This window comes from Aggregatibacter valvarum, from assembly GCF_980468985.1.
The window spans coordinates 1,774,837-1,796,954 of record NZ_OZ413141.1 but is presented as its reverse complement, the minus strand read 5'-3'; the positions used below and the strand labels follow the sequence as shown (position 1 = coordinate 1,796,954).

The window sequence follows — 22,118 nt, the reverse complement described above, 5'->3', positions numbered from 1 at the left end:
TTAATTTTCGATATTGACCAGTTCGCGAATGAGCGCAGTGGCATAACTGCCCGACGGTAAAGCAAATTGAAGGCGCAAGCCGTTTGGTTCAAATTGCCATTGGAATTGCTTGGGTTGCATTAATATTGGGCGGCGTGCCGCTTTCATCCGTTCTTGGCGCATTAACGCGAATAACGCCTGATGTTGGGCGAAAATTTCATTTTCAAAATCGACCGCACTTTTCTCTTCTTCGCCGATAAGTGGCGCAGTGAGTAAAACATCTTGTTGTGCCAAACGCTGTTGCAGCTGCGCCAAATCTTCCGATTCGTCCACCACAAACCAGCTGTGTGAACCGTTCAGTTGCAACACATCGCCGACCAAAATCTGCTGTGCCAAGTTTAATTCCATCCGTTTGGATACGATTAAATTAAATATTTCGCTGCGTGCAGCAGAAAGATAGAAGCTGCGTTTATTGCGATCTTTGACGTTAATCTCGCCGTTTGCCCAGCGTAACGCCTGCGTTAAGTTATTGCCATCACGGCCAAAACGTTGTTCGGTGAAATAATTCGGAAAGCCGTTTTTTGCCAGAAAATCTAACCGCACTTTGAGTTCGTCGGTTTCTTCAGCGTTGCGTAGCAAAATCTCAAAATGATTGCCTTGTAGGCTGCCGATACGAATTTTGCGTTGGTGGCGGGTGATTTCGAGAATTTCTACCCCTTCGAGGGAAAATTGACTGAAATCCGGTGTCGGCTGTCCGGGCATTTGCAGACTGAACCATTGCTCGGTAACGGCTTTACGATCTTTCAAACCGGCGTAGCTCATATTGCGGGCAGAAATACCGGCGAATTTCGCCAGTTGCTCGCCCACAAATAAGGTGTTGCAATCGGTTTTGCGCACTTTCACGGTAACAAATTCACCATCACTGCTCATGTCGTAGCCGAGCTGTTCTTTCACCACAAAATCTGCACATTCCGCTTTTAAAAGTGCGGTCTGTTTTGGCGGTGTTTTTTGCAGATAGGCTAAGTCCATCATGGTTTGCGTACCAATAAGGCCACGGCTTCGCAGGCAATGCCTTCACCGCGACCGGTAAAACCCAGTTTTTCCGAGGTGGTAGCTTTGACATTCACTTGTTCGATGTCAACAGACAAATCCTGTGCGATCAGGGCGCGCATGGCGTCAATATGCGGGCGCATTTTCGGTGCTTGCGCAATGATGGTCACATCCACGTTACCGACGACATAGCCTTTTTCCTGTACTTGGCGGTACGCTTCCCGTAATAACTCGCGGCTGTCTGCGTCTTTGTATTGCATATCCGTGTCGGGGAACAACTTGCCGATGTCACCCAAGGCCACTGCGCCAAGTAAGGCATCGGTTAGCGCATGGAGCGCCACATCGCCGTCGGAATGGGCGATAAAGCCTTTGTCAAAGGGAATGGTGACACCACCGATAATGAGCGGGTTGTCGGTGCCGAAAGCGTGAACGTCAAAACCATGGCCAATTCGTATCATTTTGTCTTCCTCATTAAATAAAATTCCGCCAACGCCAAATCTTCCGGGCGGGTGACTTTAATATTATCGCTACGTCCCGCCACCAAGTGCGGTTGAAATCCCGCGAGTTCCATGGCAGAGGCTTCATCAGTCACCGCAAGCTGTTGCTGTTGGGCGTGGATTAACGCATTTCGTAATAACTCTGCGCGGAAAAATTGTGGCGTTTGCGCCAACCAAAGTTGACTGCGATCTTCGGTGTGGGCAATTTGTTGTGAAGGCAGCGCACGCTTGATGGTATCCGTTGCCGGAATGGCCAAAATTGCGCCGTTGTCATCATGAATTTCAAGCAATTTATCCAAATCGCCGTGGGTTAAACAAGGACGTGCTGCATCATGTACCATCACCCAAACATTCGTGCCGGCATCTTGTATTGCTTTTAATCCGTTTAACACCGAATCCGCACGGGTTTCTCCGCCTTCGACCAACGTAATTTTCGGGTTTTGTGTCAGGTTAAGTTGAGCAATGTAAGGATCATCGGCAGCCACTGCCAATACGATTTGGCTGATGTGCGGATAAGACAGGAGCACGTTTAAGGTGTGCTGCAAAATAGGTTGTCCATGAATAGGAAGGTATTGTTTCGGTTTGTCCGCCCGCATCCGACTGCCAATGCCGGCCGCCGGTACAACGGCGATAATCTTGCGATTTGAGGTCATTATTTGTGTTCTTTGACGATATGATAGAAAGTTTCGTTTGGTTTCACCATTTCATGTTGCAAACGCGCGCGTTCCTCAATGGCATCTACCCCTTCTTTTAAGTCTTTAATTTCCGCAGCAATGATCTGATTTCGTTGGGAAAGTGTTTCATTTTCCTGTTGATGGACGGCAATTTCTTTGGTGGTAGCTTGATAATCCCAATAGCCGTTTTTGCCGAACCAAAAATCGTATTGGAACAGCAATAACACTGCGATGAGTAAAGAAATAAATAAGCGCATAAAAAAATAATAAATCGAATCGAAAAAATTGCGCGTAGTTTACCTTGAATTGCACCAAAATGCGATATTGCCCGCCCTGTGCTGAATAATTTCTTAAAAATTGAGGTGTATCGTAGTAAGATAAGGCAATTTTTAATAGCCTGTGAGGTGCCCATGAAACCCTATTTAATTGCTCCTTCCATTCTTTCTGCTGACTTAGCGCGTTTGGGTGACGATGTGGAAAATGTCTTAAAGTGCGGTGGTGATGTCGTTCATTTTGATGTGATGGATAACCATTATGTCCCGAATTTAACTTTCGGGCCTGCCGTGTGCAAAGCCTTACGCGATTATGGTATTACTGCGCCGATTGATGTGCATTTGATGGTGAAACCGGTGGATCGCATTATTCCGGATTTTGCCAAGGCGGGCGCCAGCTACATCACCTTCCACCCGGAAGCCTCTGAACATATCGACCGCACTTTGCAACTTATCCGAGATAACGGTTGTAAATCCGGTTTAGTATTTAACCCGGCAACGCCGTTAAGTTATTTAGATTATGTTATGGACAAAGTGGATATTATTTTACTGATGTCGGTGAATCCGGGCTTTGGCGGACAATCTTTCATTCCGGCAACCTTAGAAAAACTGAAACAGGCAAGAAAACGCATTGATGAGAGCGGATTGGATATTCGTTTGGAAGTGGATGGCGGCGTGAAAGCGAGCAATATTGCAGAAATTGCCCGCGCCGGTGCAGATATGTTCGTTGCCGGTTCGGCGATTTTCGATCAACCGGATTACAAAAAAGTTATTGATGAAATGCGTCAACAGTTAGCCGCAGTAGGAAAATAAGCATGACAGGACAGTTTAAATTAATCGGTTTTGATTTAGATGGCACGTTGGTGGACAGCTTGCCGGATTTGGCATTATCCGTGAATTCGGCGTTAGCAGAATTTGATTTGCCACAAGCGCCTGAAACGTTGGTGCTCACTTGGATTGGTAACGGTGCGCAGATTTTAATTGCACGCGCATTGGAATGGGCAACGGCACAATCGGGCAAAACCTTGACAGAAGGCCAAACTACCACATTAAAAGAGCGTTTTAATGTCTTTTACGGCGAAAATATCTGCAATCGCAGCCGTTTATTCCCTCATGTGAAAGACACCTTGCAGAAACTTAAAGCCAAAGGCTACCGTTTGGCTGTGGTTACCAACAAACCAACCCAACACAGCCGCCCGGTGTTAAAGGCTTTCGGCATTGAAGAGTTATTCGATGAAGTGTTGGGCGGACAATCGTTACCGGCCATCAAACCGCACCCGGGTCCGTTATTCTATTTATGCGGTAAATTCGGCTTATACCCGAAACAAGTGCTGTTTGTCGGCGATTCTCGCAATGATATTATTGCCGCGCATAATGCCGGCTGCCCGGTGGTGGGGTTGACTTACGGTTATAACTACAATATTCCGATTGCTGAATCCCATCCCGATTGGGTGTTTGAGGATTTCGCGGAATTATTGACGCTTGTTTGATTGATTCTTCTGAATGGATGGCGCAAACGTCCACGTTTGTGCCTTTATTTAATTTTGGCTACAGCACAAGCGTGGCTGCTTGCGCTATCAATAATAAGATTTAAAAATTAAGGATGTAAAAATGACCAAACCTATCGTGTTCAGTGGCGTACAGCCATCAGGTGAATTGACTATCGGTAACTACCTCGGTGCGTTGCGTCAGTGGGTGAAAATGCAGGATGACTACGAATGCCTGTTCTGTATTGTGGATCAACACGCCATCACTGTGCGTCAAGATCCGGCGGCATTACGTAAGGCTACCTTGGACGTGTTAGCGTTATATTTGGCCTGTGGCATCGACCCGGCAAAATCTACCATTTTCATCCAATCTCATGTGCCGGAACACGCGCAACTGGCTTGGGTGTTAAACTGCTACACGTATTTCGGCGAAATGGGTCGCATGACCCAATTTAAAGACAAATCCGCCCGTTATGCAGAAAACATCAACGTCGGTTTGTTCACTTATCCGGTCTTAATGGCGGCAGACATTTTGCTTTACCAAGCCAACCAAGTGCCTGTAGGCGAAGACCAAAAACAACATTTGGAAATTACTCGCGACATCGCGCAACGTTTTAATGCGTTATACGGACCGCACTTTGCTGTGCCGGAAGTGTTCATCCCGAAAGCGGGTGCGCGCGTGATGTCCTTGCTAGAGCCGGAAAAGAAAATGTCTAAATCGGACGAAAACCGCAACAACGTTATCGGCTTATTAGAAGACCCGAAAGCGGTTGCGAAGAAAATCAAACGCGCGGTAACCGACTCCGATGAGCCGCCGGTGATTCGTTATGACGTGAAAAATAAAGCGGGCGTGTCCAATCTTCTCGATATTCTCTCCGGCGTGAGCGGCAAAACTATTGCAGAACTTGAGCAGGAATTTGAAGGCAAAATGTATGGTCACTTAAAAGGTGCTGTCGCCGACGAGGTTTCTGCCATGTTGACCACCTTGCAAGAACGTTACCACCATTTCCGTAACAACGAAGCATTGCTTCTTCAAATCGCCAAAGATGGTGCGGAAAAAGCCAAAGCACGTGCACAAGAAACGTTAGCGAAAGTGTATGACGCCATTGGGTTTATTGCGGCGAAATAAATCGAAGCGCTAAAGATAAAAAAGAAAGCTGTTTTGCCCCATGGCAAAGCAGCTTTTTTAATGGCGTGTTGAGCGATTCGTTGTAAAGTGCGGTCAAAAAAAGCCACGTTTTTCAATGTTAATCTTGCTAATGATGCCTCTGTTTAAAGATTATTCCCAAAGTCAATAGAGAGGGCTTGGCTTTAGGAGAAGAGTCATTTTGTGGTTGCCTTTTGGAGGAAAATAGTGACAAGGAAATGCATAAGAATAAAAGCGTCTGGCAAAGCTGCTTTTTAATAAGCTTACCAGACGCGTTGATCTTTTTTTATGTTATTGGATCGTCATTAAATCTCAATACCGTCAAAGAGCGCAGTACTCAAATACCGTTCTGATGCAGACGGTAGAATGACGACAATTAACTTGTCCTTGAACTCAGGCAATTTGGCTAGACGATCCGCGGCGGCAACGGCGGCACCAGAGGAAATTCCTGCTAAAATACCTTCTTCTGCCATTAAACGACGGGCTGTTGCAATGGCGGTGTCGCTATCCACCGTTTCCACGCGATCAATTAATGAAAGATCAAGGTTTTTTGGAATAAAGCCGGCGCCGATCCCTTGAATTTTATGCGGGCCCGGTTTTAGTTCTTGTCCGGCAAGGGTTTGGGTGATCACCGGAGATTCGGTTGGTTCAACCGCAACGGAGATAATTGGTTTACCGTGATCTAATTTAATGGCGCGAGAAATACCAGTAATCGTCCCGCCTGTGCCAACACCGGCAACCACAACATCAACCTTGCCTTCGGTATCTTTCCAAATTTCTTCACCGGTGGTTTTACGGTGAATTTCAGGGTTTGCCGGATTTTCAAATTGTTTTAACATCACATAATGATTTGGGTTGGATGCCACAATTTCTTCTGCTTTGGCGATGGCACCTTTCATGCCTTTCGCGCCTTCAGTTAGCACTAAATTGACACCTAAACCGCGTAATAAACGTTTACGTTCGGTACTCATGGTTTCCGGCATGGTTAAGGTGATTTTATATCCACGTGCAGCCGCCACATACGCCAAGGCGATTCCGGTGTTGCCACTGGTAGCATCCACGATTTCTTTATCTTTGGTTAAAATGCCATCTTTTTCTGCTTGCCAAACCATGTTGGCGCCAATACGGCATTTTACGCTGTAACTTGGGTTGCGGCCTTCGATTTTAACGACGATGTTGCCGTTACCGAAATGGTTTAAACGCACTAATGGGGTATTGCCGATGGAATAAGAATTATCGTTATAAATAGTCATGTTGAGTTCTCCTAATGAACTGACTGAATAGCGTGTCACGCTGGAAGTGGTGCTATTTTTATCACAAGATGTTCTTCTCCAAAAATAGCCAATTCTTCTATTTGATAACTAAAAGCTATTTAGGCACCAGTTGTCTATCACTTGTCGGTGGTTTGCCCAAGGACATATTGGCACTTGCACCGTTTGACGATTCTGGCGTGGATTTAAAGCGATGACGATATTCTTTTACCCACATGGCGGTTGCGCCGCACGCCGCCACCGGAATAACCACCAGGTTCACAATCGGCACGAGCATACATAAAGATACCAATCCACCAAATGTTACTGTCATGTTGCGTTTCGTTGCTAACTCATTTTTCATTAATTTAAAAGGAACTTTATGGTTATCGAAAGGATAGTCACAATATTGAATAGCCATCATCCAAGCAGAAAATAAAAACGTGATCAGCGGAATCACGGTTTGTCCGATTAAAGGAACAAAACTTAATAAAAACAAGGCGATAATTTTAGGGAGGCTATAAATTAACTTTTGCCATTCCCGCGCCAACATACGCGGTGTATCTTTGATAAACGCCCATAAAGAATCATTAGAAATCTCTTCGCCTGTCATCATTTTTTCCACTTTTTCGGCTAATAAACCGTTAAATGGCGCGGCAATAAAACCTGATAACGTAGCAAAAATGAAATAATACAGTACTAAAATCATGCCGATAATGAGTATCGGCAAAATACCGCCCAACCAACTTAACCAAGAAGGCATATAATTCATCAGATGGCTGACAACATCTTTGATTTGAAACACAAAGGCAATAAACAAGCCGCCCAGTAATAGGATATTTAATAACACCGGCATAACGGCAAAACGACGTAAACCTTTTTGTTGAATCAAATGCCAACCGGTCACAAAATATTCAAAACCGAGTTTGATTTCCTGTTGATTTAACATAGATTCCCCTCACAGAAAAGAGGCTCAGAATACAAAGTGCGGTAGAAAAAATCAATAAATAAGCAGACCCTATCATCAATTTCGTAAAAACATGATAGACTTATGTAAATTGCGTTAATTTTGTATGATTGGAGAATCGGCAATGGATTTAAATACAATTTTGATTATTTTAGGGGTAATTGCCCTACTGGCCTTAGTTGCCCATGGCATTTGGTCAAATCGCCGAGAGAAATCGCAATACTTCCAAAATGCCAATACGTTCTCGCAAAATCACCAACCGAATCGGTTTACGGCACCGAATCAAGCCGCTAGACCGTCTGCAGAACCGCCAATTGCCAATAAGCCTGTGCACAGTTTTGTAGAAGAAAATCCACCACAACAGCAAAACTTAGATTTTGATGTAACCGCACCAAGTAGCACAGGAACGCAATCTATTGAACGGGCGGTCGATGAAATCAAAATTACGTTGCCAAGCGGTATGTCTAATAATAGTGTTGAGCCTCAATATCAAGTTTCCCAGCCAATGCAATCTGCCGTTTTTAACTCGCCAGAGCAACAGCCTGATACATTAAATGCAATGGCGCAAAGCAGTGTGCAATTCCAATCTTATGCAGATACAAACCGTGTCTCTGTGACGCAAATGGAAGAAGAGTATCAAACACCGACGGTATCGCTCACGTCGGTTGAAACAGAACGGCCTCATGAGGAAATATCACAAAACCATGTTGCAGAAACGGTGGAAAATAACGCACCGAAGGGTAGTAAACCGCCATTTGTTATGTTGTATGTGGTTGCACCGGAAAATCGAGAATTTCATGGTGCGCGCTTAGCGCAAGCCTTAGAGGGCCTCGGGTTTATTTTTGGTGATCGTCATATTTATCATCGCCATTTAGATTTAACGCCGTCTAGCCCAGTACTCTTCAGTTTGGCAAACTTACGCCAACCGAATACCTTTAATCCTTATGATATGGAAAACTTTTCTACTGTTGGCATTGTGTTGTTTATGGAACTGCCTTCTCCGGGCAATGATATCGTGAACCTAAAAACCATGATTCGTGCTGCACGCAATTTAGCTGATGAACTTGGCGGTTTCGTGTTAACGGATAAACAAGAGATCTTCAACGATCATACGGAACAGGAATACTTGGCCAGCGTAGCTTAATTTATTCCAGCTGCTTAAAAACATTTTCAAATATGACCGCACTTGGGGTTCGTAGCGCCACTCAACGTGCGGTCATTTCTTTCCTTTATTAAGAACGGTAGTGACGGATTGAAATGGTAGAATCTGTTGACAGTTTCCGATTTGAAGACTAGAATTCCCTGTCTGTTCTTGTATGAACAGATTCGTAAAACAACATTCTTTAATGAATTTTTATTAAACTGGAGTTTTTTAATGGCAACAATCAACCAGCTAGTACGCAAACCGCGTGTGAAAAAGGTTGTAAAAAGTAACGTTCCTGCATTAGAGGCTTGCCCGCAGAAACGTGGTGTATGCACACGTGTATACACAACTACACCTAAAAAACCGAACTCAGCATTACGTAAAGTATGCCGTATTCGTTTAACCAATGGTTTTGAAGTAACCTCATACATCGGCGGTGAAGGTCATAACCTTCAAGAGCACAGTGTTGTGCTTATCCGTGGCGGTCGTGTTAAAGATTTACCGGGTGTGCGTTATCACACCGTACGTGGCGCATTAGACTGCGCAGGCGTGAAAGATCGTAAACAAAGTCGCTCTAAATACGGCGTTAAACGTCCTAAAGCTTAATGGTTCTCCGTTAAGTAAGGCCAAACGCTAATTAATCATAAATTTAATTAACCACGACTCCAGTAAAGGTGCATTTGCACAGCAAGATTTCTCATTAAAATGAGGGGCTTGTAAACGAGTTTTGGGTAATCCTGAAGATAATAAAACGGAGAAATTCGCAATGCCACGTCGTCGTAGTATTGAACAACGCAAGATTTTACCGGATCCGAAGTTCGGTTCAGAATTACTTGCTAAATTTATCAATGTCATCATGGTAGATGGTAAAAAATCTATCGCAGAATCTATCGTTTATAACGCGTTAGACACATTAGCTCAACGTACCGGTAAAGAAGCTTTAGAAGCTTTTGAAGCGGCATTAGAAAACGTACGTCCAACTGTGGAAGTAAAATCCCGCCGTGTAGGTGGTTCTACTTACCAAGTGCCGGTTGAAGTACGTCCGGTTCGTCGTAACGCATTAGGTATGCGTTGGATCGTTGAAGCAGCACGTAAACGCGGTGATAAATCCATGGCTTTACGCTTAGCGAACGAATTATCTGATGCGTCTGAAAATAAAGGTGCGGCAGTTAAGAAACGTGAAGATGTTCACCGTATGGCTGAAGCTAATAAAGCATTTGCTCATTATCGTTGGTAATTCGCTTTTAAAATTTAAGGGCTTCATCTTAGATGAAGCCTTACCCTTATATAAACTGATATTAAATTAAACAAGGTTATAATAATGGCTCGTACAACCCCTATCGAAAGATATCGTAATATTGGTATTAGTGCGCATATTGATGCAGGTAAAACTACTACCACTGAACGTATCTTATTCTACACCGGTGTAAGTCACAAAATTGGTGAAGTACACGATGGTGCAGCAACCATGGACTGGATGGAACAGGAACAAGAACGTGGTATTACCATTACCTCTGCGGCAACAACTGCATTCTGGTCTGGTATGTCACAACAGTTCCAACAACACCGTATCAACGTTATCGATACTCCGGGACACGTGGACTTTACTGTTGAAGTAGAACGTTCAATGCGTGTTCTTGATGGTGCGGTAATGGTTTACTGCGCGGTTGGCGGTGTTCAACCTCAGTCTGAAACTGTATGGCGTCAAGCAAACAAATATCAAGTTCCACGTATCGCGTTCGTAAACAAAATGGACCGTACTGGTGCTAACTTCCTACGCGTGGTTGATCAATTAAAAACCCGTTTAGGTGCAAATGCTGTTCCTCTTCAATTACCTGTGGGTTCAGAAGAAAACTTTACCGGTGTTGTTGATTTGATCAAAATGAAATCAATTAACTGGAATGAAGCTGACCAAGGGATGACTTTCACTTATGAAGATGTGCCTGCGGATATGCAAGCCGCTTGCGAAGAATGGCGTCAAAACCTTGTTGAAGCAGCAGCAGAAGCTTCCGAAGAATTAATGGAAAAATATCTTGGTGGTGAAGAGTTAAGCGAAGAAGAAATCAAAGCAGGTCTTCGTCAACGCGTATTAGCAAACGAAATCATCTTGGTAACTTGTGGTTCAGCATTTAAAAACAAAGGTGTTCAAGCTATGCTTGATGCGGTTGTTGAATACTTACCGGCACCAACAGATATTCCAGCAATCAAAGGTATCAACCCTGACGAAACTGAAGGTGAGCGTCATGCAAGCGATGAAGAGCCATTCTCTTCATTAGCGTTCAAAATTGCAACTGACCCATTCGTAGGTAACTTAACCTTCTTCCGTGTGTATTCCGGTGTAATTAATTCTGGTGATACCGTATTAAACTCTGTACGTCAAAAACGTGAACGTTTTGGTCGTATCGTACAGATGCACGCAAATAAACGTGAAGAAATTAAAGAAGTTCGCGCGGGCGATATCGCTGCGGCAATCGGCTTAAAAGATGTAACAACAGGTGATACATTATGTGCAATCGAAGCACCAATCATCCTTGAACGTATGGAATTCCCTGAGCCGGTAATCTCTGTTGCAGTAGAACCAAAAACAAAAGCAGACCAAGAAAAAATGGGTCTTGCATTAGGCCGTCTTGCACAAGAAGACCCGTCATTCCGTGTTCATACTGATGAAGAATCCGGTGAAACCATTATTTCCGGTATGGGTGAATTACACTTGGATATCATCGTTGACCGTATGAAACGTGAATTCAAAGTGGAAGCTAACATTGGTAAACCACAAGTATCTTACCGTGAAACAATTCGTACTCGTGTTAACGATGTAGAAGGTAAACACGCAAAACAATCTGGTGGTCGCGGTCAATATGGTCACGTTGTTATCGACTTATATCCATTAGAGCCGGAAGGTCCGGGTTACGAATTTGTTAACGAAATTAAAGGTGGTGTTATCCCTGGTGAATACATCCCTGCTGTTGACAAAGGTATTCAAGAGCAACTTAAATCTGGTCCATTAGCAGGTTATCCAGTAGTTGATATTGGTGTTCGTTTACACTTCGGTTCATACCATGATGTGGACTCCTCTGAATTGGCGTTTAAACTTGCAGCGTCTTTAGCATTTAAAGCGGCATTCGCAAAAGCAAACCCAGTTTTACTTGAGCCAATCATGAAAGTTGAAGTAGAAACTCCACCTGAGTATGTAGGTGACGTAATCGGTGACTTGAGCCGTCGTCGCGCAATGGTGAACGGTCAAGAAGCAAATGAATTCGTTGTTAAAATCGACGCTGAAGTTCCGCTTTCTGAAATGTTTGGTTATGCAACTGACTTACGTTCCCAAACTCAAGGTCGTGCTTCTTACTCAATGGAACCATTAAAATACGCTGAAGCACCGAAAAATGTAGCTGAAGCAGTTATTGAAGCTCGTAAAAAATAATTTTGTTTAACTAAGGCCACAAGCCATCTCGGCTTGTGGGCTTATATATCGAGGAAACTTAATCGTGTCTAAAGAAAAATTTGAACGTACAAAACCGCACGTTAACGTGGGTACAATCGGCCACGTTGACCATGGTAAAACCACTTTAACAGCAGCAATCACCACCGTATTAGCAAAACACTATGGTGGTGCAGCTCGTGCATTTGACCAAATCGATAACGCGCCGGAAGAAAAAGCGCGTGGTATCACCATCAACACGTCCCACGTTGAATATGACACACCAACCCGTCACTATGCACACGTTGACTGTCCGGGACACGCCGACTACGTTAAAAACATGATTACCGGTGCGGCACAAATGGATGGTGCTATCTTAGTTGTAGCAGCAACTGATGGTCCTATGCCACAAACTCGTGAGCACATCTTATTAGGTCGCCAAGTAGGTGTACCTTACATCATCGTATTCTTAAACAAATGCGACATGGTAGATGACGAAGAGTTATTAGAATTAGTTGAAATGGAAGTTCGTGAACTTCTTTCTCAATATGACTTCCCGGGTGATGATACACCAATCATTCGTGGTTCTGCATTACAAGCGTTAAACGGCGTAGCAGAATGGGAAGAAAAAATCCTTGAATTAGCTCAAGCATTGGATACTTACATTCCTGAACCTGAGCGTGCAATCGACCAACCGTTCCTTCTTCCAATTGAAGACGTGTTCTCTATTTCTGGTCGTGGTACAGTAGTAACCGGTCGTGTAGAGCGTGGTATCATCCGTACTGGTGATGAAGTTGAAATCGTAGGTATCAAACCAACTGCGAAAACAACCGTAACCGGTGTTGAAATGTTCCGTAAATTACTTGACGAAGGTCGTGCAGGTGAAAACATCGGTGCATTATTACGTGGTACAAAACGTGAAGAAATCGAACGTGGTCAAGTATTAGCGAAACCGGGTTCAATCACTCCACACACTGATTTCGAATCTGAAGTGTACGTATTATCCAAAGAAGAAGGTGGTCGTCATACTCCATTCTTCAAAGGTTACCGTCCACAATTCTATTTCCGTACAACTGACGTAACCGGCACTATCGAATTACCGGAAGGCGTGGAAATGGTAATGCCTGGCGACAACATTAAAATGACTGTATCCCTAATCCACCCAATCGCGATGGACCAAGGTTTACGTTTTGCTATCCGTGAAGGTGGCCGTACAGTAGGCGCTGGCGTGGTAGCTAAAATTATCAAGTAATTATAGGGAATAATTTAATTTTCAAGAATTAAATTGTTATCGTTAAATAAAAGGCTGCGTTTTTTAAACGTAGCCTTTTTTGTTGGTTTAATATTAGTTTAATTTGAGGAGGCTTAAGATAAATCTATATTTCAGTGAATAATTAATTTATGCTCGATAAGCAAATAACTTGTGTCCTATAGCCGACAAAACCGCACCACAAACAACAATTAATGCACCAATATAGCTAATAGTATTGAGTTCAGGGGCAATAAAATCTGAGGGATCAATGTAGTGAGCTAAGTGGGAAAATAAAATGGTGAATAACGGCACCAAAGTGATAACTACGCTAACTTTCGATACTTCCCACCGGTTGAGCGCTTCGGCATAGGCGCCATAACCGAAGAGCGTGTTGAGGCAGCAATAAATAAAACATCCAAATGTAAATGGTGTAAGGTTTTCGACTTGAGAAAATTCAGCAAAGGGCATAAATACAAAAACGCAACCCAAGTAAATCATGAATAAAATTTGCTGTGAGCTAAATTTACGAAGCATTAATTTTTGTGCCATGCCATAGACGACCCAAACTAAAGCAGCACTAATACTGATAAAAACTCCAGTGGAGTAGGTGTTTAGTTCAGTGAAAATAGCTAAACGGTCATTAAAAAATAAGCCTAATCCAATCAGTAATAAGACCAAGCCAATTTTTTGATGCACGCCAAGCTTTTCTTTAAAAATAAACACACCACAGATTAACATTCCGAAAGAAGATAAAGGGATAAAAATTTGCGCAATGGATGGTTCAATATAATTCAACGCGTTATTGAATAAGAAGAAGTTGCCAGCTAAACCAACAATACCAATGACAGCTAACCAACCATAATAGCCAAGCTTAGCAGTTGTCGGTAGTTTATTTTTATGCCAAAGGATAATAAATAAAATCACGCTCGCTGTGATAAATCGATACCATACAATGGTCTGCGTGTTCATGTTGGCGAGCACTTGTTTCAACGCAATAGGCAAAGTTCCCCAGGCTATTGCGGTGATTAATGCGAAGAGAAAGCCCACGATAGGTTGTTGTTTCATGATTATCTTCCTTTTGCTTATGCCATATTTTGAAGTGCGGTCGTTTTTTGCCGTGTTTTAGGTAGATTATTTTTTTAATTTACGCCACATTTTATCTTCCTGTCCGCGCCAAAGGCGTTGGATGTTTTCATGATGGCGATAGATGAGTAGGCAGCAGACTAATGCCACAGGGAAAGTGAACTCGGGTTTGAACCACCAAACATAAAACGGCACGAATAGTGCGGTGATGACAGCACTGAGAGAAGAGTAGCCGCTGATCAAGAAAACTACCAGCCATGTGCCTAACATGGAAAAGAGAACGCCCCAAGCAATAGGCGCGATAGCACCGAAGGCAGTGGCAACGCCTTTGCCACCTTTAAACTTGAAGAAAATGGGGAAGATATGACCAAGGCAAGCACCGAGTGCCACCATACCCAATTCAAATTGGGTTAAGCCAAGATAATAACCCAACCAAACGGGCAATGTTCCTTTTAACATATCGCAAAGTAATACGGCTAACGCCACCCAGCGACCACCGATGCGTAATACATTTGTTGCACCCGGATTATTTGAGCCCGATGTGCGAGGATCGGGTAAGCCGGCAAGTCGGCATAATAAAATTGCACTGGAAATGGAGCCGAGTAAGTAGCTCAATAGCATATAAAATAAGGCAAAAAGGCTCATGGAATTTTCTATGGCGTAGTAAAAAGAGTTCGTCTATTGTACCCAAAGTTGGTAGTATAAGCCCACAAAAATTTTGGTTACTCACGGTATAGAAAACCCATGCAAGATTTAATTTTTATTGAAGGTTTGACGGTATTTGCACAAATTGGCGTATATGACTGGGAACAGCAAATCAAACAAAAGCTGATTTTTGATGTCGAAATGGCGTGGGATACTCGCCAAGCGGCAGCGGCGGATGATGTACAATTAACGCTTAATTATGCGCAAATCAGTGAATTTATTATTGATTATGTAGCGTCTAAACCCTTTCTATTGATTGAACGGGTGGCTAATGAGGTAGCAGAGCAATTACAACAACGATTTAGAATAACGTGGCTTCGGCTTAAGTTAAGCAAGCCGAAAGCGGTAGCACAAGCAAATAACGTTGGCGTGATTATTGAACGGCGTTTATAACAAACAAGATCAAGAGAAATATCATTTGAAAGGTTTATTTTTACGTATTGTTGCAGGCTTATGCTTATTACTTTGGGCGATTGATATGGTGTTTCCGTGGCAACATATCATGCACTCGGAAGAAAACCCTTATCAAGCAATTCAAGAACGCGGCAAATTAGTGGTTGGCACGATAAATCACCCTATCTCTTATTTTATTAATGGAGAGGGGGAGTCCGGCTTAGAATATGAATTAAGCAAAGCCTTTGCTAGCTATTTAAACGTAGAACTTGAAATGCGGTCAATGGAGAGTACTGACACGCTGTTTGATGCGTTAGATGAACATAAAATTGATATTGCCGCGGCGAATCTTTTCTATCAAACAGATAAGGCGGAGCATTTCCAGCTAGGCCCTTCTTATTATTCCGCCTCTTGGCAACTGGCGTATCGCAAAGGCGAAAATCGACCTCGTTCTTTGGCGCAAATTAATGACACATTGGTGATTCCTGAAAGTTCCGAATTAGTGCAAATTTTAAAAGATGCCCAACTTAAGCATCCGAAACTCCGTTGGCGGGTAGATAAAAAACTCACACAGGAGGAATTATTATTACAAGTGGCAGAAGGTAAAATTGCGTACACCCTTGCTAATTCTTTGGATATTTCCGCGACCCAACAAATCAAACCGCAAATTGCGGTGGCATTTGATTTAACAGATGAAATGAGCGTACATTGGTATTTATCCAATAATTCGTCTAACGAATTGCAATCAGCCTTGCTGGATTTCATGAATACCGCGATTGATTCAGGATTAATTGCCAATATTGAAGAGAAATATTTTAATCATTTTCGCCAGTTTGATTACGTGGATACCAAATCCTATTTGAATTCTATTGAAGCGATTCTTCCGAAATTTGAACCGCTCTTTACGAAACATAAAGGCAATTTAGATTGGCGTTTATTGGCCGCTATCGCCTATCAAGAATCCCACTGGAACCCTGATGCTACGTCACCCACAGGCGTACGTGGCATGATGATGCTGACCAAAGACACTGCCGAACGCATGAAAATCACTGATCGTACCGATCCTGAACAAAGCATCAAAGCCGGTTCTGAATATTTACATTGGTTGATTGAACAGATCCCCGACAGTATCAACAATGACGATCGTATTTGGTTTGCCTTAGCGGCTTATAATATGGGTCTAGGGCATTTATTGGATGCACGTCGCTTAACCAAAAGTTTAGGAGGGAATGCAGACAATTGGCTGGATGTGAAAAAGAACTTACCGCTATTGGCGGAAAAGCGTTACTATACCAACCTAAAATATGGCTATGCTCGAGGTTATGAAGCCGTTCAATATGTCGAAAATATTCGTCGCTATATGAATAGCATTATGAATTATTACCGTGTGCAACAAAATCAAAGTGATAAAAACGAAGACGTAAATAACAATTCAAGCACAGGTTCACCTGCAGAGGAAAATGATCATGAACAAGAGAAAACACTTAAAACCGAGTAAAAAGAAATTTTTCCACCAACAACAAGCACGTGCTTTACGCTTAAAACATTTAAAGCAGCGCAAAGCCAAATTATTTGCCCGTCATGCCTTGCAATTTGTGGTACAAGAAATGTAGTTCACTTCCCTCTGTTCTTGCATAGAGATTCGATGTGAGGAGACGGAGGATGTTTGATACTGATGGGCGAATGTCATTAACTTTTTCTAAGTGCGGTGAAAATTTACAATGTTTTTTAACCGCACTTTATTATTTTATCAGCGTAACGACTTCTTGGGTTAATCGATTAATTTTCGACCAATTTTTCGCATTAATTAGTTTTTTTTCAACAAACCAAGATCCACCGCAGGCCACCACATTTGGAATGTCCAAATAATCTTGAATATTTTGCAATCCAATTCCCCCTGTTGGCATCATTTTTAATTGTGCATAAGGGCCTAGCAACGCGTGAATCATTTTCACACCGCCAGAAGCTTCTGCTGGAAAAAATTTTACCGTGTCAATGCCCAACGCTAATGCCGCTTCAATCGCCATTGGATTATTCACACCCGGTATTATCGGCAAGTTTAACGCTCGGCATAATTGCACAATTTGAGGATTAAATCCCGGTGTCACGACAACATCTACACCGGCATTTTTCGCTTGAAAAACCTGTTCGGCGGTTAAAACCGTCCCCGCGGCAATCAGAAAATCCGGTCGTTGTTGGCGCAATAAGCTAATTGCCTCTTCGGCTGCTGGAGAACGAAACGTAATTTCTGCTACCGGCAAGCCATTTTGCGCCAGAATATCTGCCAACGGAAAAATAGCTTCAGCATGATCCAATGCGATAACCGGAACGACTTTAAGTTGCTGAAGTTGAGTGGTGATTGTCGCGAGATTTAGCATAATTTCTCCTTTTTGCCCGTAAATATCACAAATTATTTCACCTCAATTCCCTCAAATTCCCGAATTTTATTCAATGCTTCGGTTAAATCAGCAGTGAACGTAATTTTTTTGATTTCAGGCAATGAACCGGATTTAACAATCGTGCGTAGTGGCTGGAACTGCATATTACACATATAAAGCTGTTGATGAGGCAACATATGTTGCACGAAACGGGTGAGTGCATGAATTCCCCCAGCATCCAGTACGGTCACCGCATCGCATTGTAAAACAATGTGTTTGATTTCGTGATCGGTGTGAACGGTTTTGTCATGCAAGTCGGCGAAGAGGTTATCCGCCGCAGCAAAAAAGAGCGGTCCGCTAATACGATAAATTAATACATCATCTAAATCTTCCGGCACAGCAATACTAATGGATTTGGTCATCTCGGCGATAGTGCGGATAAACAGCAGACTGGCCAATAACACGCCCACAGAAATGGCAATGACCATGTCGAATAAGACCGTGAGGATTAAGCAAACCAGTAATACGGCAATTTCGTTACGTCCGGAACGACGGATAAGCTGAATAATTTTTGGTAAATCCGCCATGTTCCAAGCTACAACCAACAAGAGCGCGGCCATCGAAGATAGCGGTAAATAAGACAGTGCAGGCGCAAAAAACAATAAGGCAAACAACACTAATAAAGCGTGCACAACACTTGAAATTGGTGATACGCCGCCGGATTTAACGTTTGCCGCAGAACGAGCAATGGCTGCGGTGGCTGTGATTCCGCCAAAAAATGGAGAGGCGATGTTGCCAAGACCTTGCGCTAATAGTTCGTTATTGGAATGGTGTTTGGTGTCGGTCATGTTGTCTAAAATGACGGCACACAATAATGATTCGATTGCGCCCAAGACCGCCATGGAAAAAGCCGCCGGCAATAGGCGTTGAATGGTGTCAAAATTCCAGTTAATTAAGTTACCTTGTGGATCAGGAATATTCCATGGCAAGGAAAATTCAGGTAAAACATTCGGAATACCGTAGCCGGTCGTGCCATCGGAAAGTGTGTATTGGAATTGAGTACCGATGGTTGCGACAGAATAACCGAAGTGTGTCAGCAATAACGAGAGCAATGTCGCGAGAATCACCGCCGGCAAATGACCGGGAATAGACAAGCGTAGTTTATGCCATTGGGTTAAAACAATAAGCGTAATTATCCCTACGCCGGTATCTGCCCAGTTTATACTTGGAAGTGCGGTCAAAATAACTTGCACTTTCTCAAGATAATGAGACGGCATTTGTTCAATGCTCAAACCAAGGAAATCTTTAATTTGTAGGGTGGCAATCACGATGCCGATGCCTGATGTAAAGCCGAGCGTGACAGGCAGCGGAATGTATTCGATAAGCCGCCCTAGGCGGAACAACGCCATCAATACCAAAATGACACCGGAAAGCAATGTAGCCATCAGCAGACCGCTTAAACCGAATTGCTGAGTAACAGGGAATAAAATCACCACAAAAGCGGCCGTTGGGCCGGAAATATTAAAGCGTGAACCTCCCGTTAATGCGATGATAATCCCCGCAACAATGGCGGTGTATAACCCGTGCTGCGGTGGTACGCCACTGGCAATGGCAAGTGCCATGGAAAGCGGAATGGCGATAATGCCAACGGTTAACCCGGCAATAATATCTTTGGTCAAATGACGGGAAGTATAGCCGTTTCTGAAACTGTCTTTTAATGCGCTGAAAGGTTTAACTGACAGAAAGGCATTTTTAGTAAGAAACCATTTTTTTAACATAATGAATAATAGCGGATAAAAAATTGAGTGGGATAATCCTGAATGGACGCTTATTTTACCCGATTATTGGTGAAATTTTTATCTTATGAACGACAAAATTACAAAAATACTTGACGAAACTCAATGAAATCCTTATAGTTCGCACGTCCTAATCACGGTGAGATGTCCGAGTGGTTGAAGGAGCACGCCTGGAAAGCGTGTATGTGGGAAACTGCATCGGGGGTTCGAATCCCCCTCTCACCGCCACTTCACTTGTCAAATAACGTCTTTCTTGTCAAAAATCATAGCAAAAACAGCATATTATCATTTTTCTATTTGTCGTTTTTGTTCGTGAATGTTTGTCTTTGTTGTCGTTTTTAACTCCCCATATAACTCCCTCGTGCTTTGGGGCTTTTGAGGGAGTAGATAAAGGGTTAATTTATTCTATGAAATAATGGGGGATAAAATGGCTGTCATTGCCGGTAACGGCGGTGAAGTCTTCACGCAAGCCCATGCCACATGCCACATCGCCCACCACCCAAGAACCGATGACCGGATACATCCCATCAAAATTCGGTAACTCAAATTTCTGCTGATAAATATAGCCTGCATTGGCGTAGAAATTTGAATGTTCACTGCCTTTGGCGGCAAATTCCAAGCCGTTATTTTTTTCATAATAAAACACGTTGGCACCTTCGCGGCCTAATAACGGTTTTTTCACCCAAATAGATTTACGATCCGTTATGTCATGTCGATTAAAATAAGTCGGCAATAAATACGGATGGTTCGGGTGTTTTTGCCACAGTTTAGCGAGCAGGGCTTTATTGCTCAGTAACAATTTCCATGCCGGTTCAAAAAATTGCGTTGCACTGTTTAACATGTGCGGTGCGTATTCCGTCGTCGTCATCCATTCTAACGGATACAATTTGAATAGCGTTTCAATGGGTTGGTTATTGAGATCGACAAATTGTTGCGTGTCGTTATCGTAGCCGATGTCTTCAATGGTCAAGCGGTGAATATGCCAACCGGCGTTATAGGCTACATCCGCAAGATAATCCAAATTGCCCCAATCTTCCCGTCCGGCATCCGCCATCGCGGCAAAATGGAAACCGGTTTTACCGCTTTGCTGTTGCAACACAGAAAAACGGGTAATCAATTCTTCATGAATCCAGTTGAATTGGTCACGATTTGGTAAACCTTCCGCTTGCTCCAGCCACTGCCATTGCACCACTGCAGCTTCCAGCAAAGAGGTCGGCGTATCGGCGTTATATTCAAACATTTTGAGATTGTCGCCGTCATAGCCGAAATCAAAACGGCCATATAAGTGCGGTGCGTTTTCACGCCAAGATTGTTCGATCAGATTTTTTTGTAAATCGGTGAAACGATAGTGCTCATAATCGCCTTGTTTTACTTCATCGGCGACAAAATCCATGCACATGGCATGCAATTCGTTAGTGGCATCTTCAATTTTGTCGATTTCTGCCAACGTAAATTCGTAGGCAACATTGTCCGACCAATAATGCGAGCCATCGGTAGAAGACAGATTGTAATAATCAAAGCCCACCTCAAGCAGCTGTTGCACCATATCGGGGCGGGTTGGAATACCGGAGATACGTTTCATGATTAACCACCGCCACTTTTACTGGTGTTACTGCTACTAAACCCACCGCGTGAAACAGGTTTGCTATTCGCGCTACCGGTACCGCCCTTAACTAACACCGGTTTCCCCACAGAATGATTGCCTTGCGGTCGAATAATTTGCCCGGTTGGTGTCGAAACGGCGCGATTATTGGGATTATAACTCGGGCCTAGAAAACCACTCATGGCTTTGGCGATCATATAACCTGCCGCCGCACCGGCAATGGCACTGCCGATAGAAGGGCCTTCATCGCCGCTGGCGGTGGTGGTTGACGTAGCATTATTGTCGCCGGCAACCGTATTATTTTCGCTACTCGCCACACTGCCATTGTTATTTGCCACAGGGTTCGTGTTTGCGCTTTGAGATTTATCCTGTTCGCATAATTCCGGTCTAATCCAGTCCGCAATGCAATCGTCCAGACTGTTGTACACATCGCGTTGTACTTCATCTTCCGAGCAGCCGCCCAACAGCGCTACCACAGATAATGTCACTAAAATTTGATTTTTCTTTTTCATCATAAACGTTATACCGTTAAGTTGTCTTTTATTCTCTATAACAGGGAATGCTCATTTTATCAAAACCCGTTACTTCAGAAAGCAAAATGATAACACAGTGTTGTCGTCAACGATAAGAAGAGAGGAAAATTAAAAAGTCCGCTTGTGAGCTAGGAGTTCGTTATATTTGATAGGTATAGGAGAATAAAGTAGAGAAAGGTGGTGGGTCGTATAGGATTCGAACCTATGACCAATGGATTAAGAGTCCACTGCTCTACCGGACTAAGCTAACGACCCGTTAGGATATACAGCTTTTCTAATGGCGAAGTGGTGGGTCGTGAAGGATTCGAACCTTCGACCAACGGATTAAAAGTCCGCTGCTCTACCGACTGAGCTAACGACCCATCTCGTGTGTTAGAACGGAGACCTATGATACTGATTTTATTTTAAAAATCAATAAAAAATTTATTTTTATTCGATTTTCTCGCACTTTATATGGCTTTTGGCTAAAAAGTGCTGCGATATGAGG

23 protein-coding genes and 3 tRNA genes are annotated in these 22,118 nt (G+C 43.3%); 12 read left to right on the top strand and 14 right to left on the bottom strand.

What is annotated here, in order from left to right; genetic code table 11:
* The 4 genes from truD to ftsB are packed head-to-tail and all read right to left on the bottom strand — an operon-like array spanning position 1 to position 2,457.
* Positions 1-1,011 carry a tRNA pseudouridine(13) synthase TruD gene (gene truD, locus AC30SF_RS08510; RefSeq protein ID WP_489608165.1) on the bottom strand — a complete coding sequence of 337 codons (1,011 nt, stop codon included), beginning with the start codon at positions 1,009-1,011 and terminating at the stop codon, positions 1-3.
* Positions 1,008-1,487 (bottom strand): 2-C-methyl-D-erythritol 2,4-cyclodiphosphate synthase, encoded by a 480-nt coding sequence (ispF, locus tag AC30SF_RS08505; RefSeq protein WP_489608164.1) that lies wholly within the window; start codon positions 1,485-1,487, stop codon positions 1,008-1,010. The genes truD and ispF overlap by 4 nt, the downstream gene beginning before the upstream one ends.
* Positions 1,484-2,179: a 2-C-methyl-D-erythritol 4-phosphate cytidylyltransferase gene (gene ispD, locus AC30SF_RS08500; protein ID WP_489608163.1), complete on the bottom strand. Its 696-nt coding sequence runs from the start codon at positions 2,177-2,179 to the stop codon at positions 1,484-1,486. The genes ispF and ispD overlap by 4 nt, the downstream gene beginning before the upstream one ends.
* Complete coding sequence (gene ftsB / locus AC30SF_RS08495) at positions 2,179-2,457, bottom strand: cell division protein FtsB (RefSeq protein ID WP_489608162.1); 279 nt, start codon at positions 2,455-2,457, stop codon at positions 2,179-2,181. Before ftsB ends, ispD begins: the two co-directional genes overlap by 1 nt.
* A gap of 153 nt (positions 2,458-2,610) precedes the next feature.
* Between ftsB and rpe the strand changes: the two genes are divergently transcribed.
* The 3 genes from rpe to trpS all read left to right on the top strand — a co-directional run bounded on the left by rpe (position 2,611) and on the right by trpS (position 5,088).
* Positions 2,611-3,285, top strand: coding sequence for a ribulose-phosphate 3-epimerase (gene rpe, locus AC30SF_RS08490; RefSeq protein ID WP_489608161.1), 675 nt, complete (start codon positions 2,611-2,613; stop codon positions 3,283-3,285).
* Positions 3,286-3,287: 2 nt separating this feature from the next.
* On the top strand, positions 3,288-3,962 hold the full coding sequence (locus AC30SF_RS08485; protein ID WP_489608160.1) for a phosphoglycolate phosphatase: 675 nt from the start codon (positions 3,288-3,290) through the stop codon (positions 3,960-3,962).
* Between the two features lie 121 nt (positions 3,963-4,083).
* On the top strand, positions 4,084-5,088 hold the full coding sequence (trpS, locus tag AC30SF_RS08480) for a tryptophan--tRNA ligase (RefSeq protein WP_489608159.1): 1,005 nt from the start codon (positions 4,084-4,086) through the stop codon (positions 5,086-5,088).
* Between the two features lie 323 nt (positions 5,089-5,411).
* On the opposite strand, the gene cysK is transcribed toward trpS, so the two are convergent.
* Both cysK and cysZ read right to left on the bottom strand, forming a co-directional pair.
* On the bottom strand, positions 5,412-6,359 hold the full coding sequence (cysK, locus tag AC30SF_RS08475; protein WP_209364260.1) for a cysteine synthase A: 948 nt from the start codon (positions 6,357-6,359) through the stop codon (positions 5,412-5,414).
* 115 nt (positions 6,360-6,474) lie between these two features.
* A complete protein-coding gene (gene cysZ, locus AC30SF_RS08470; RefSeq protein ID WP_489608158.1) occupies positions 6,475-7,305 on the bottom strand; it encodes a sulfate transporter CysZ in 831 nt (276 codons plus the stop codon).
* Positions 7,306-7,447: 142 nt separating this feature from the next.
* On the opposite strand from cysZ, the gene zipA reads away from it, so the two are divergent.
* The 5 genes from zipA (at position 7,448) to tuf (ending at position 13,140) form a co-directional block, all read left to right on the top strand.
* The gene (zipA, locus tag AC30SF_RS08465) at positions 7,448-8,467 is read left to right on the top strand and encodes a cell division protein ZipA (protein ID WP_489608157.1); all 1,020 of its coding nucleotides are present in this window, start codon (positions 7,448-7,450) and stop codon (positions 8,465-8,467) included.
* Between the two features lie 231 nt (positions 8,468-8,698).
* Positions 8,699-9,073 (top strand): 30S ribosomal protein S12, encoded by a 375-nt coding sequence (gene rpsL, locus AC30SF_RS08460; protein ID WP_033002815.1) that lies wholly within the window; start codon positions 8,699-8,701, stop codon positions 9,071-9,073.
* Between the two features lie 160 nt (positions 9,074-9,233).
* Positions 9,234-9,704 carry a 30S ribosomal protein S7 gene (gene rpsG / locus AC30SF_RS08455; RefSeq protein ID WP_005555497.1) on the top strand — a complete coding sequence of 157 codons (471 nt, stop codon included), beginning with the start codon at positions 9,234-9,236 and terminating at the stop codon, positions 9,702-9,704.
* 84 nt (positions 9,705-9,788) lie between these two features.
* Positions 9,789-11,891 carry an elongation factor G gene (gene fusA, locus AC30SF_RS08450; RefSeq protein WP_314956581.1) on the top strand — a complete coding sequence of 701 codons (2,103 nt, stop codon included), beginning with the start codon at positions 9,789-9,791 and terminating at the stop codon, positions 11,889-11,891.
* A 64-nt stretch (positions 11,892-11,955) separates the two neighbouring features.
* Positions 11,956-13,140: an elongation factor Tu gene (tuf, locus tag AC30SF_RS08445; RefSeq protein WP_109092123.1), complete on the top strand. Its 1,185-nt coding sequence runs from the start codon at positions 11,956-11,958 to the stop codon at positions 13,138-13,140.
* Positions 13,141-13,287: 147 nt separating this feature from the next.
* Here the strand turns inward: tuf and AC30SF_RS08440 are convergent, their stop codons facing one another.
* Positions 13,288-14,205 (bottom strand): DMT family transporter, encoded by a 918-nt coding sequence (locus AC30SF_RS08440; RefSeq protein WP_489608156.1) that lies wholly within the window; start codon positions 14,203-14,205, stop codon positions 13,288-13,290.
* Between the two features lie 66 nt (positions 14,206-14,271).
* Positions 14,272-14,868: a glycerol-3-phosphate 1-O-acyltransferase PlsY gene (gene plsY / locus AC30SF_RS08435; RefSeq protein WP_209364268.1), complete on the bottom strand. Its 597-nt coding sequence runs from the start codon at positions 14,866-14,868 to the stop codon at positions 14,272-14,274.
* A gap of 99 nt (positions 14,869-14,967) precedes the next feature.
* Between plsY and folB the strand changes: the two genes are divergently transcribed.
* Genes folB through AC30SF_RS08420 form a run of 3 tightly spaced genes read left to right on the top strand, consistent with a single transcriptional unit; the run spans position 14,968 to position 16,934 of the window.
* A complete protein-coding gene (folB, locus tag AC30SF_RS08430; RefSeq protein ID WP_021615802.1) occupies positions 14,968-15,321 on the top strand; it encodes a dihydroneopterin aldolase in 354 nt (117 codons plus the stop codon).
* A gap of 25 nt (positions 15,322-15,346) precedes the next feature.
* A complete protein-coding gene (gene mltF / locus AC30SF_RS08425) occupies positions 15,347-16,819 on the top strand; it encodes a membrane-bound lytic murein transglycosylase MltF (RefSeq protein ID WP_489608321.1) in 1,473 nt (490 codons plus the stop codon).
* On the top strand, positions 16,788-16,934 hold the full coding sequence (locus AC30SF_RS08420) for a hypothetical protein (protein ID WP_198009763.1): 147 nt from the start codon (positions 16,788-16,790) through the stop codon (positions 16,932-16,934). Before mltF ends, AC30SF_RS08420 begins: the two co-directional genes overlap by 32 nt.
* 129 nt (positions 16,935-17,063) lie before the next feature.
* On the opposite strand, the gene AC30SF_RS08415 is transcribed toward AC30SF_RS08420, so the two are convergent.
* Both AC30SF_RS08415 and dauA read right to left on the bottom strand, forming a co-directional pair.
* Positions 17,064-17,699: a bifunctional 4-hydroxy-2-oxoglutarate aldolase/2-dehydro-3-deoxy-phosphogluconate aldolase gene (locus AC30SF_RS08415; protein WP_489608155.1), complete on the bottom strand. Its 636-nt coding sequence runs from the start codon at positions 17,697-17,699 to the stop codon at positions 17,064-17,066.
* A 32-nt stretch (positions 17,700-17,731) separates the two neighbouring features.
* A complete protein-coding gene (dauA, locus tag AC30SF_RS08410; RefSeq protein ID WP_489608154.1) occupies positions 17,732-19,477 on the bottom strand; it encodes a C4-dicarboxylic acid transporter DauA in 1,746 nt (581 codons plus the stop codon).
* A gap of 156 nt (positions 19,478-19,633) precedes the next feature.
* Here dauA and AC30SF_RS08405 point away from each other — a divergent pair.
* Positions 19,634-19,723: transfer RNA gene (locus AC30SF_RS08405), tRNA-Ser, on the top strand.
* Between the two features lie 172 nt (positions 19,724-19,895).
* On the opposite strand, the gene AC30SF_RS08400 is transcribed toward AC30SF_RS08405, so the two are convergent.
* From AC30SF_RS08400 to AC30SF_RS08385, 4 genes are all read right to left on the bottom strand, one after another.
* Complete coding sequence (locus tag AC30SF_RS08400; RefSeq protein ID WP_489608153.1) at positions 19,896-21,077, bottom strand: glutathionylspermidine synthase family protein; 1,182 nt, start codon at positions 21,075-21,077, stop codon at positions 19,896-19,898.
* A gap of 2 nt (positions 21,078-21,079) precedes the next feature.
* Positions 21,080-21,610 carry a DUF1190 domain-containing protein gene (locus tag AC30SF_RS08395; protein WP_295976785.1) on the bottom strand — a complete coding sequence of 177 codons (531 nt, stop codon included), beginning with the start codon at positions 21,608-21,610 and terminating at the stop codon, positions 21,080-21,082.
* A 199-nt stretch (positions 21,611-21,809) separates the two neighbouring features.
* Positions 21,810-21,886, bottom strand: a tRNA-Lys gene (locus AC30SF_RS08390).
* A gap of 31 nt (positions 21,887-21,917) precedes the next feature.
* Positions 21,918-21,993 (bottom strand) — tRNA-Lys (locus AC30SF_RS08385).
* Positions 21,994-22,118 lie beyond the last annotated feature (125 nt).